The organism is Acinetobacter junii CIP 64.5 (assembly GCF_000368765.1).
Classification (GTDB): Bacteria; Pseudomonadota; Gammaproteobacteria; order Pseudomonadales; family Moraxellaceae; genus Acinetobacter; species Acinetobacter junii.
This window is the reverse complement of the sequence record NZ_KB849654.1, coordinates 477,876-490,730: the sequence shown is the minus strand read 5'-3', so window position 1 is coordinate 490,730 and position 12,855 is coordinate 477,876. Positions and strand designations below refer to the sequence as shown.

Sequence of the window (12,855 nt, the reverse complement as noted above, 5' to 3'; positions counted from 1 at the left end):
TATTTGGTGCATTTTAATTTTATATATTTTAAAACATGTATTTATAGTCTCTTATTTTAATTGTTAAGAATGTTATGAAAAAATGAGATTTTGCATAAAGTTACTTTTAATTAGGATGAATAAATATTGATTAGAGGGGTGAATAGACGGGAGTCTAATTTTTCTATTTTAAATTTGTTTGAAAAGTGGCATGAAATTAGCAATGTAATTTTGGGTCTTGATGTCGGTTTTACATCTGAATTATTTTTATGATTGGTAAAAATATCACAAACCATTCATTTTTGTGAACAAGATCATTGGATTAAGTCAGGCAGGTAAGATCGATGTGTGGTTGAATGCTATTCGAAAGTCTAGTATTTATTAAAAAACGATAATGTGAGCATTTAATTGAAGTCTAAATTTTTTACGGTCGCTTTGTTCTCAACCGTTATTGTATTTGCTCCTTTGGGAAACGCTAAAACTCCAGCGCAAGCGGATAAGGTGCTTCGAATCGCATTTGAAGCACCTGACGATGGTTTTGATATGGTCAAAACTTTTAATTTTTATAGCGGTAATGTAGCTGATGTTATTTTTGAGAGATTGCTGCAATACGATTATCTAGCTAATCCTGTCAAGTTGGTTCCAGCTACGGCACAAAGTATGCCTGTGATCAAAGAAAATGGGAAAGTTTATATATTTAAAATAAAGCCAGGTATTTATTTTACTGCTGATCCAGCATTTAAAGGTCAGCGTAGAGAGTTAATTGCAGAAGACTATGTGTATTCGGTCAAACGTATTTTAGATCCTAAAAATCATTCTTCTTCATATGCATTTATCGACCAGAAAATTGTGGGTGCAAATGCCTTAGTTGAGCAAGCGAAGCAAACAGGTCGCTTCAATTATGATGCCAAGATTGAGGGGGTAAAAGCCTTAGATCGATACACACTTCAATTTACCTTGACTCAACCTGATTATAACTTTCCCTATATTCTAGCTTATAGTACGTTTGGTGCTACTGCTCGTGAAGTAGTTGATTATTATAAAGATCGATTGGGAATGCATCCCGTAGGTACAGGACCTTACATGCTGAGTAAGTATGTGCCCCGTAGTAAAATAGAACTTGTAGCTAACCCAGATTATCGAGGTTTTGTTTGGAATTTTAAATCGACAGGAACTGCTTGGGATAACCAGTTGGTTAAAGAAATGACAGGCAAAAAAATGCCTCAAATTGGTAAAGTAAATATCAGTATTATTGAAGAAGAGCAGTCACGTTGGCTGGCATTTCAATCAAAACAACTCGATTTCGATAAACTCACCTCGAGTTCCATTCCTAAAGTTTTAGACCAAAATAATCAACTTAAGCCTGCGATGCGACAAAAGGGGATTCGACTTTATCCGAACAAGGAGGCAGAGATCACCTATACCATGCTGAATATGCGTGATCCAATTATAGGTGGGAACAATTTGGACAAAATTGCATTAAGACGCGCAATTGCGATGTCATTTAATGTTGATGAATATATTCGGATATTAAGAAAAGGACAGGCTGTTAAAGCTGAAATGTTGGTACCCGCGGGGGTAAATGGGCACAATCCAAAATATCGAAGTAGTATTGGCTATAACCCGAGTTTGGCTAATAAATTGTTAGATCATTTTGGTTATAAAAAAGGTGCTGATGGTTATCGAAATCTGCCAAATGGCAAAGCACTTGTTCTAAAAATAAATACTGAAAGTGGCTCATCCTCAGTGATGTATTCGGAGTTGTGGAAAAAGAATTTAGATGCGATCGGCATTCGCGCAGATTTCAGAGTAAGTAACTTCGCCGATAACTTAAAAGCAGCGACGCAATGTCAATATATGATTTGGGGTGGAGCTTGGCATGCAGACTATCCTGAAGGAGAAAATTTCACGCAACTATTATATGGACCGAATGTGGGTAGAGGTAATCAGTCGTGCTATAGCTCATCCGCTTATGATGGTTTGTATAAACAAGCGATGCAACAGCCTCCAGAAAAGCGCATGCCATATTACGAAAAAATGAGTCGTCAAATTGAAGCTGAAAATCCTCTAATTTTACAAGATACCCGTATTCGAAATTGGGTGATCCAATCCCACGTTCAAGGTTTTAAAGCCCATCCAATTATGAACAGTAACTGGCAATATTTAGATATTGCTTCACCACGACAAAAATAAGTATTGAGTTCAAGATGAAGCAAAATTATAAACTTTCATTGAAATCTTACAGTTTGGCGCTTTGTGTTGGGCTTATAGCGAGTTCTACAACAACTTTGACATTTGCTAAAAGTCCAGCTGATCCAAATAAAGTATTGCGTTATGTCTTTCCAGTCGCTGAAACAGGTTTTGATCCTGCAGGTGTACATGATTTGTATTCTGCACACGTGAATGGTTCGATTTTCGAGACTTTATATACATATGATTATTTAGCATCGCCAGCAAAGTTAGTCCCTCGCACGGCAGTCGCATTACCTGAGATTAGTGCAGATGGTTTGACGTATACCATCCGTTTGCAAAAAGGGATTTATTTTGCCAATGATCCTGCTTTTAAAGGAAAAAAACGTGAACTCACGTCTTTTGACTATGCGTATACCTTTAAACGACTCTTGGATCCGAATCTACATTCACCGAACAGTTGGTTACTGGATGGACGTATTGTTGGAATGGATGCGTTACAGAAGCAAGCGCAAAAGAATGGCAAATTCAATTACGACCAACCGATTGTGGGATTACAAACGCCAGACCGATACACATTGGTTATCCGTCTAACTCGACCAGACCAAAACTTTCCAATGTTACTTGCTCATCAACCAGCAGGTGCTGTAGCAAGAGAAGTGATCGAAAAATATAGAAATAAAGCTGGGTTTGCGATGGGTCATCCTGTGGGTACAGGACCTTATATGCTGTCTCGCTGGACACCAGGTTCAAGAATTATTTTAAAAGCCAATCCTGACTTTCGTAGTTTTGTATGGAACTTTAAAGCGAGTTCCCCTGAAGACCAGAAAATTGTAAAAGCGATGCAAGGCAAAAAAATGCCTCAGATTGGTGTGATTGACATACAAGTGATGGAAGAAGGGCAATCCCGCTGGTTGTCATTCAGTAAAGATGAGGTTGACTTATTTCAACTTGATGGTGAATTGACTGTACAAGCTTTACAAAATGGTAAGTTAAAACCTGAATTGGTGAAAAAAGGTGTGCAATTATCTCGCATCGTTGATCCATCACTTGACTATCATTATTGGAACATGCAAAACCCTGTTGTTGGGGGTTTAAGCAAAGAAAAAATAGCTCTACGCCGTGCGATTGCGATGGCATTTTCTGCAGATAACTACATCAATATCTTGCAAAAAGGTGATGCTAAAAAATTACAAGCACCAATCCCAGAAGGTGTTGTTGGTTATGACCCAAATTACAGATCAAGTATTCCTTATTCAGTCAAAGCAGCCAATCTATTATTAGATCGTTATCAGTACAAAGTTGGTACAAATGGTTGGAGAACCTTGCCAAATGGTAAGCCTTTGGTCATCGAGATGACTGTTAGTGGTAGTAGTTTACGTAGTCAACAACAAGCTGAATTCTGGAAGAAAATCCTTGATGGTCTCAAGATACAGATGACCACACAATCTCTCCCATTTTCAGAAGCCTTGAAGTTGGAAAAGCAATGTAAAACCATGTTCAAAGCTTCAGCTTGGATCGCAGATTATCCTGATGCCGATAATTTTATGCAGTTGTTTTATGGCAAAAATATCAATGTAACGAACAATGGTTGTATCAAAATTCCTGAATTTGATCGTCTTTATGAACAAACTCAAAACATGGTGCCAGGTCCAGAGCGCGATGCCATATACAGAAAAATGTCACGTATTTTAGAGGTTTATATGCCTGTACAAGTGATCGGTGCTCGTTACCGAAATATTCTGGCGCAGCCTCGAGTGATTGGTTTTAAAAAGCATCCAATACTTCCTGCGGAGTGGATGTACATCGATATTGATATGAAGAAATAAAATTTAAAGAACTGGAGTAACAATGAAACATTACAATTTAAAACTCACCACCTTTTGCCTACTCACGATGGGAGTTAATCAATTTTCATCGGCAGATAACTTGACTCGACAAACCTTACCGTTATTTCAGTCAAAAGATATTCCAGCATTATGTGACGCCAAAATTAACGATGTTAAAAAACAGCTTACGTCCTTGGAAGCTCTTCAACTCGCTCAAGATACGCCAGCCGCTCCAATATTGGCAAAATGGGATGCGATTCTTGCTTCTTTTGAGGATTTTTACGGTCCAATCGGGTTGTATAGCAACGTGGATCCTGATGAAGCAGTTCGCAAAGCTGCAGAAGATTGTGAGGTTAAAATTAGTCAGTTTCAAACTGAAATTTTGCAAAACTTAAAGCTTTATCAACAATTTAAAAAAATTAAATCTACTGATCCTATCGATCAAAAGTTTCAAGCTGATATCTTGAAAGATTTTGAAGAAAAAGGGATACAACTCCCTGTTGATAAACAGCAGCGTTTAAAAGAAATATTGGATCAACTCACTAAAATAGAGCAGGAATATAGTCGGAACGTTCGTGATAATAAGCAGAAGCTAGAATTTACTGCTGCTGAGTTAAAAGGTTTACCACAAAGCTATATTGATGCTGTAAAGAAAAATGAAAAAGGAAATTATTTACTAGGATTTGAATATCCAGAATATCGTCCATTTATGGAGCTTGCAGAAAATGACGAGGCACGAAAGCGTTATCAAGTCGCATTTACACGCCGTGGTGGTGAAAAGAATCTGAATTTATTAAAACAAGCTGTCGATTTGAGATATGAACTTGCAAAACTGTTTGGAAAATCAAGTTATGCTGAATGGGTTTTACAAAAACGCATGGCAAAAACACCTGAGGCAGTGAATACATTTCTGGCAGATATTCATGCAACAGTTTCGCCTTTAGAACAAAAAGAAGTACAAACCTTACAAGCATTTAAAGCTCAAACATTAAATATTCCACTTGAGCAAGCCAAAATCGAACGATGGAGTGAAGCGTACTGGAGTGAAAAGTTACGCAAAGCTAAATATCAAGTAGATCAAGAAAAACTGCGTGAATATTTTCCAACTCAAGCAGCACAAGATTGGTTATTTGCGATTTCATCTAACTTATATGGTATCGAGTTTAAACCTGTAAAAGTGCCTGCTTGGCAAGATGAAGTTGAATATTACGATGTAACGGATACCAAAACTGGAAAATTGCTGGGCGGACTATACATGGACAAATTCCCACGTGAAGGGAAATATGGTCATGCTGCTGTGTGGAGTGTTTATGGACGGAGTACATTAACTGATCGTAAACCTATTTCAGCTTTAGTGACTAACTTTAACCGTCAAGGATTGACCAGTGATGAGCTTGAAACTTTTGTACATGAGTTTGGACATGCTTTACATGGCATCCTTTCCAACACTCGATACTCATCACAAACGGGCACTACCGTTGAGCGAGATTTTGTAGAAGCACCTTCTCAGATGTATGAAGAATGGGCAAGACGAAAAGAGACACTTTCTAAACTTGCAGATTATTGCCAACCTGCCTGCCCACGAGTTGATGAAGCATTAATTAAAAAGTTAGCCGCTGTACATAGTTACGGTCGTGGTTTGCATTATGCACGTCAAACTTTATACGCCCAGTATGATATGGCATTGCATGGAACAGATGCTTTGAAGGTACAGCCATTGGATGTGTGGAAGAAAATGGAAAATGCTACAGCACTTGGCTACGTACCAACAACTGAGTTCCCTGGACAGTTCAATCACATCATGAATGGTTATCAAGTAGGTTATTACGGATATATGTGGTCTGAGGTTATGGCTTTGGATATGTTGTCGGCATTTGGCGATAACTTAAATAATCCAAAAGTTGGTCAGCATTATCGACAAACAATTTTATCTCAAGGTAGCCAAAAACCAGCAGAAAAGTTGGTCGAAGATTTCCTCGGACGTAAACCGAACAACAAAGCATTTTTTGATGAAATTACAGGTCAACGAGTGAAATAAGGGAGCATCTTTATGCTGGCATATATCATACGCCGTATATGGCAGATGATCCCAACGATGCTCGGGGTCGTGCTGCTGATTTTTTTCTTATTCAATTGGGTGGGGGGAGATCCTGCATATATTTTGGCAGGAAAAATGTCGAATCCTGAGCAAATAGAAAATATCCGTCAACAGTTAGGTGTCGATCAGCCTTATTACGTTCAACTTTGGATCTTTATCAAGCAAATTATAAGCTTCGATTATGGTGTGAGTTGGAGTACAGGTGAATCGGTCTCGCAAATTATAAGCACGCGTTTAGGGCCATCATTGACGATTTTGATTCCATTGACGATTTTACAAACCGTTATTTCGATCATTTTGGCGTTGGCTGTTGCCTCAGTGCGAGGAAGTTTGACTGATCGTATGGTAATGATGCTTTGCACGATTGGAATGTCGATTAGTATTTTGGTTTATATCATTATTTTTCAATACTTCTTTGCTTATCAGCTTGGTTGGTTTCCAGTTCAAGGCTGGAGCGATAGCTTCAGTGAAAATCTATTCAAATATGCATTATTACCTGTTCTTATCATGTTGGTGGTAAGTATCGCCCCAACGTTAAGACTGTATCGTAGCTTTATTTTGGATGAGGTGAATCAGGACTATGTGCGCACGGCACGCGCTAAAGGGGTGAGTGAACGACGTGTCTATGGCGTGCATGTTTTACGTAATGCTTCGATTCCGATTGTGACGGATGTGATGGCAACTTTACCTGCTTTGTTAATTGGTGCCTTTTTGATCGAACGCTTTTTTGGTATTCCAGGGATCGGTCGAGAAGTCATTATTGCCGTTGAACGAAGTGATTTTCCTGTGATTAAAGCGATTACGGTATACGTTGCCGCTGCAACCATGTTTTTTAACTTAATTGCTGATCTGATATATAAATTGATCGATTCGCGTGTAGAGTTGAAGTAGGTGAACTATGCTGAGTGTATTATCAAAACGAAAAGCGCAAGTTCAGACTAATACCGAATCTTCAGGATTATGGCGTTTGGCAGTACAACGATTAAAAGCAGATCGTATTGCTATGGCATCCTTATTCATCGTATTCGCCTATTTCATTGTGCTGCTACTATCTGTTACAGGCGTAATCGCCTCGGATTGGAACAAAGAAGTCGCAGTTAGTTATGCACCGCCAACCTTTATGGGCGCTGATACTGAAGATTCGCCTCTGAGTCCAGTCGCCAAGCAAGTGGAAGTTCTACCTGAAAATCCAGTCGATCCTTTAAAAGATATTTTACGGGAATTAAATACTCAAACAGCACAACAAACCTCAGGCAATACAGCCATTGATTACTACGGTGTAACCGATCCATTGGCATCGGATATGCAAGAAATCAATCAGCAACTTGGAGGCGAGTTACTTGATCAAAAGCAAGAGCTGAAATCAACTTTGGCATTCGGTGCAGATAAATGGGGGCAAGATGTTCTCCTTAAAACGATTAAAGGCGCAGAAACTTCGATTCTTGTAGGATTACTATCAGCACTTTTAGCTGTTGTAATTGGGACTTTTCTTGGTGCAATCGCGGGATATTTTGGTGGTTGGGTAGATGATGTGCTCAATTGGTTCTATAACATCTTTACCTCAATACCTTATCTATTGTTGGTTTTGGCTGTTGCAGCGGTTTTGCAGCAGAAAGGTATTCTTTCTATTGTATTAATTCTAGGTTTAACAGGTTGGACAGGCGTGTTCCGTTTGATTCGTGCTGAATATATGAAGCATAAATCTCGTGAATATGTACTTGCTGCCAAAGCAATTGGGGTCAGCCATTTCCGCCGTATGTTTGCGCATATTTTCCCCAACGTGAGTCATATCGCGTTGGTTCAGATTTCAATTCTAGTGGTAGCGTTTATCAAGTCAGAAGTAATCTTAAGCTTCCTCGGTTTTGGTGTTCCTGTCGGTGTTGTGTCATGGGGCAGTATGTTGAATGAGGCGCAAACCGAATTGATTTTAGGGAAATGGTGGCAATTGGCTGCCGCATCGATTGCGATGGCGGTGTTAGTGACAGCATTTTCTATGTTTACTGATGCATTACGTGATGCATTGGATCCAAAACTGAAATAGCGGAGTGAGATGAGATGACAACAATAAATGAATCACCGTTATTAAAAGTTGAAAATCTTGAGGTGAGTTTTAAATCCGAGAGCAAACAATGGATTAAAACTGTTAAAGGGATTTCGTTTAGTATCCCAAAAAATAAAACAGTTGCCTTAGTTGGAGAGTCGGGAAGTGGTAAATCAGTCACTTCATTGGCAGTTATGGGATTGTTACCGAAAGGACAAAGTCAAATTTCAGAACAGAGCCAAATCCGTTTTGAAGATAAAGACTTACTTAATCTATCTGTTGCAGAGCTACGTAATATTTGTGGAAAAGATATTGCGATGATTTTCCAAGAACCAATGTCGTCATTAAATCCTGTATTTACCGTTGGTGATCAAATTGCAGAGGTTTTGCGTATCCACTTGGGTATGGGACGTAAACAAGCTCGTGCACGTGTTTTAGAATTATTGAAAGAAGTCGGTATTCCATCTCCCGACACTAAGATCGATGCTTATCCAAGTCAATTATCTGGTGGTCAACAACAACGTGTGATGATTGCGATGGCGATCGCATGTGAACCGAAACTACTGATTGCGGATGAGCCGACTACTGCACTAGATGTCACTATTCAAAAACAAATTATTGATTTGTTGGAGTCTTTGCGTCAGCGTCGTGAAATGTCAATGTTGTTTATTACCCATGATTTGGCATTGGTCGGTGAAATTGCCGATGAAGTGATTGTAATGCGTCATGGTGAAATTCGTGAAAGTGGAGATGCTCAACAAGTTTTAGAACAACCGAATGATGTCTATACGCGAGCATTGTTGCATTGTCGTCCACAACTATCTTCACGCCCATATCGTTTACCTGTGACCAGTGACTTTATGAAACAAGAAAATGGTCAGCTTATCGAAGCTATTAATCTGTCAACGGTTCATCTGCAAGAACGTAGTCGTGGCTTAACAGGTGACGAGCCGATTATCTTGGATGTACAAAATCTCAAAAAATCATTTTATAGTCGTAAAGGATTATGGGGACGTGATGAGTTTCAGGCGGTGAAAGACGTTTCTTTTAAACTGGCTAAGGGCAAAACATTGGGTTTGGTGGGTGAGTCTGGATCTGGGAAAACGACAATTGGTTTGTTACTTATGCGATTGCATGAAGCAACTGGTGGTCAGGCCTTTATAGATGGTAAAGATATTCTTGCGATGTCAGAGAAGGAATTTGCCCTCTATCAACGTAAAATTCAGATCATTTTCCAAAATCCTTACGCATCATTAAATCCTCGGTTTACCATTGGGCAGATTTTACTTGAACCGATGCGTATTCATGCAATCGGTCAAAATGATCAAGAGCGTAAAAAAATTGCACTAGAGCTTTTGGAGCGTGTTAGCCTACCTGTTGAAGCATATGATCGTTATCCACATGAGTTTTCAGGGGGGCAGCGTCAACGGATTGCGATTGCACGTTGCTTAACTTTAAAACCTGAGATTTTGATCTGTGATGAGTCAGTTTCAGCGCTTGATGTGTCTGTACAGGCTCAGGTATTAAACTTGCTTCAGGATTTACAGGATGAGTTTGGTTTGAGTTATATTTTTATTTCTCATGATTTATCTGTGGTGAAATATATTTCAGATCAAGTAATGGTCATGAATCATGGGGAAGTGGTTGAAATTGCAAATTCAGATGAGCTCTATTTGAATCCTCAACATGAATATACCCAAAAATTATTAAAAGCAATTCCACAAGGTATTGCCTAGCTAGTTTTTGATTTTCATATCTAAGTCCAATAAAAAACGCTCAAATTTGAGCGTTTTTTATTTCCATTGCTGAGCAATTAGAACTTTTTAAAACCTTTATTCAGGCCAATGGTTTTACGTCCACTGTTGCCGTTATTATTGGTATTTGGGCGTTGTTGTTCTGGTTGTTCATCATCACGACGTTGTTGACGTAAATAACCTCCACGACGCGCCGCCATTGGTTTTTCACTCATACGTTCAGTACGACGTTTTGCCATACCGAATAAGCCTGTACCTTGACGAGGTTTTAATTCAACTGATTTCGCTAAGTTATCGATATCAGCTTTATCGAGTTCCATCCAGCGACCTGTGCGTAATTCACGTGGCAAAATAACTGTACCGTAACGAGTACGGAGTAGACGACTTACTTTTAAACCTTGTGATTCAAAGATACGACGTACTTCACGATTACGACCTTCTTTCACAACGACTTGATACCAACGGTTAATCCCATCGCCACCAATTTCGGAGAAAGATTCAAACTTAGCAGGACCATCTTCAAGTTCGACACCCTTGAGCATATTGTTACGGATTTGCGGAGTGACTTCACCCATAACACGCACGGCATATTCACGTTCTACTTCATTTGAAGGGTGCATTAAGCGGTTAGCAAGCTCACCATCATTTGTAAAAATCAATAAACCAGTACTGTTGATATCAAGACGACCCACCATTACCCAACGATCATTGGCGATTTGGGGTAAGTGATCAAATACCGTAGGGCGTTTTTCAGGATCATTGCGTGAGCAAATCTCACCTTCAGGCTTGTAGTAGATCAATACACGACGACGTATTTCGTCTTCAATCTGGAATTGTACTTTACGACCATCGATACGGAGTTCATCAGTCGGTTCAATACGTTCACCCACTTGGGCGATTTTACCATTGATGCTGACACGACCAGCAGCAATAACTTCTTCCATATAACGACGTGAGCCTAACCCCACTCTCGCCAGTACCTTTTGTAATTTTTCACTCATGACAGCACAACCTTAGACATAATGATCAACAGTTCACCTTCTCAAGACTTCGGCGCATGTGCATCGAGAGCCATGAATGCTTCCTTGGCGTTCTGTAGGGGAGGCAATTGACCTAGCGAAGCTAAACCAAAAGCATTTAAAAATTGAGGCGTTGTAACTAACAACGCGGGTCTTCCAGGTAAATCTCTAAAACCAGATTCTTTAATCCAGTTCCAGTCAAAAAGCGTTCTCAAGTTTTGGCTATTGTTTGAAACACCACGAATTTGTTCGATATCAGCACGTGTTACAGGTTGATGATAAGCAATCACTGCAACCGTTTCGAGTAAAGAAGGAGAAAGTTTCGTCGGACGTTCAGGCCAAACTTGCGCGATAATATTTCGATATTTTGCACGGACTTGAAAACGAAAGCCCTGTGCCGTTTCAATTAATTCAATAGATCGACCATGCTGCAACATTGCAAGCTGTTGCAGAAAAGTACGTAATTGTTGCTTATTATATTGGTTTTGAAATGCTTCTTTTAGTCGTGCTAGTGAAACTGGGGAGTCACTGGCAAATAAAATAGCCTCAATTTGCAACAAAACATCATGATGGATATCTTCAAGAGACATGCCTTCATGCGAATCGAATTGTTCTAAACTCATGCTGATACTCCTTGAATAGTTAATGGAGCCTCGATACCAGAATGAATAATTTGAATTTTTTGTTGTCTCGTGAGTTCAAGAACAGCCATAAATGTTACAACCATTCCCATACGACCTTGTTTTGGATTTAGCAGCTCAATAAAACTCAAGCTCAAACCAGTTGCAAGTTGACTTTCGATGAAGGCGATTCGCTCTTCTAACAGTACAGGTTCTTGTGCAACAACATGTTTAACGGGTTCAGGACGATTGAATACGCAAAACAAAGCATCACGTAATGCATCTACATCATAACCTTCATAAATCGGAGCAATATGACCTATGCTTACGTTAGTACTAAAAGTATCTCGCTCAAAAATTGGCATTTGCCCTAATTTTTCAGCCACTTGTTTGATTCTTAAATACGTTTCAAGTCGATCAATAAGTTCTTGTTTTGGATCTTTCTCAAATTGATCTACAGCAACAGGCTTTGGAAGTAACAAACGAGATTTCAAATCGGCGAGTAATGCAGCCATCACCATATAGTCTGCGGTGAGTTCGATATTGAGTGATTTCATGCTATCCATATAAGACAGATATTGGGTAGCGATTGGGGAAATATCCAATTGTAAAAGATCAAATCCATTTTTCTGGATTAAATAGATGAGGAAATCTAGAGGACCCTCAAATTGCTCAAGTAAAATTTCAAATGCAGCAGGGGGAATATACAAATCTTCAGGTATAGCTTCTTGCCATTCGTCAAGCACACGAATGGAAGGAGAAGTCTCCAATGTAGAAGAAAGGATTTGATTCATTACCGTTATAAGCCACGCGAATTTTCAAAAGCATGAAAGAGAAAGTGCGGACACATGCAAATTCACATGTCACAACAAGTTCATCTATTCTAATCGAATTACCTAATTTAATAAATTGCTCACTTACAAAAACCTTAAGTTTCTCAGGGTATTTTCTATGCTTATGGCATCGTATGCAGTCCATAGATGAATTTTATGGTTAAATTGTCTTCGCATTATAAAAAATTGGCATTTTTTTATGTACAGATATCAAGAAACACAAGAAAACAAATTTGGACAGCTCACCAGTTTTTCAGTTGAGCACTTTAAGCCTTGTGAACTAGTGCGTGGAAATATTGAGGGGAATTATGTCAATTTAATTGATATCAATTCTGAAGTTTCAAATCGAGTTTTTTTCCCAAATTTGGAACTGTGTTGCAACAGAGCCAGATGAAAGTTGTTGGACCTATTTGCCGTATGCCGCACCATTAAATTTAACTGTACTTACGGAGTCCTTAAAAAATACATTTAATTTTAAAGGCTCAACACATT

The 12,855-nt window shown here is 39.0% G+C and carries 9 protein-coding genes; 6 read left to right on the top strand and 3 right to left on the bottom strand.

Annotated elements, in window-relative coordinates:
• Nucleotides 1-387 precede the first annotated feature (387 nt).
• Genes F948_RS03870 through F948_RS03845 form a run of 6 tightly spaced genes read left to right on the top strand, consistent with a single transcriptional unit; the run spans nucleotide 388 to nucleotide 9,873 of the window.
• Complete coding sequence (locus tag F948_RS03870) at nucleotides 388-2,172, top strand: ABC transporter substrate-binding protein (protein WP_004960158.1); 1,785 nt, start codon at nucleotides 388-390, stop codon at nucleotides 2,170-2,172.
• A 14-nt stretch (nucleotides 2,173-2,186) separates the two neighbouring features.
• A complete protein-coding gene (locus F948_RS03865; protein ID WP_004960157.1) occupies nucleotides 2,187-3,998 on the top strand; it encodes an ABC transporter substrate-binding protein in 1,812 nt (603 codons plus the stop codon).
• Nucleotides 3,999-4,020: 22 nt separating this feature from the next.
• Entirely contained in the window at nucleotides 4,021-6,036 is a 2,016-nt protein-coding gene (locus F948_RS03860; protein ID WP_004960155.1) for a M3 family metallopeptidase, read from the top strand.
• Nucleotides 6,037-6,048: 12 nt separating this feature from the next.
• Entirely contained in the window at nucleotides 6,049-6,987 is a 939-nt protein-coding gene (locus F948_RS03855; protein WP_004960153.1) for an ABC transporter permease, read from the top strand.
• 7 nt (nucleotides 6,988-6,994) lie between these two features.
• A complete protein-coding gene (locus F948_RS03850) occupies nucleotides 6,995-8,137 on the top strand; it encodes an ABC transporter permease (protein ID WP_004960152.1) in 1,143 nt (380 codons plus the stop codon).
• Between the two features lie 14 nt (nucleotides 8,138-8,151).
• Nucleotides 8,152-9,873 (top strand): ABC transporter ATP-binding protein, encoded by a 1,722-nt coding sequence (locus tag F948_RS03845; protein ID WP_004960150.1) that lies wholly within the window; start codon nucleotides 8,152-8,154, stop codon nucleotides 9,871-9,873.
• Nucleotides 9,874-9,950: 77 nt separating this feature from the next.
• Here F948_RS03845 and rluB read toward each other — a convergent pair whose 3' ends face one another.
• From rluB to F948_RS03830, 3 genes are read right to left on the bottom strand one after another with little or no spacing between them, the layout of a single operon-like run.
• Entirely contained in the window at nucleotides 9,951-10,892 is a 942-nt protein-coding gene (gene rluB / locus F948_RS03840; protein WP_004914044.1) for a 23S rRNA pseudouridine(2605) synthase RluB, read from the bottom strand.
• A gap of 41 nt (nucleotides 10,893-10,933) precedes the next feature.
• On the bottom strand, nucleotides 10,934-11,533 hold the full coding sequence (scpB, locus tag F948_RS03835; protein ID WP_004952612.1) for an SMC-Scp complex subunit ScpB: 600 nt from the start codon (nucleotides 11,531-11,533) through the stop codon (nucleotides 10,934-10,936).
• Nucleotides 11,530-12,324, bottom strand: coding sequence for a segregation and condensation protein A (locus tag F948_RS03830; RefSeq protein ID WP_004960148.1), 795 nt, complete (start codon nucleotides 12,322-12,324; stop codon nucleotides 11,530-11,532). Before F948_RS03830 ends, scpB begins: the two co-directional genes overlap by 4 nt.
• Nucleotides 12,325-12,855: the final 531 nt, after the last annotated feature.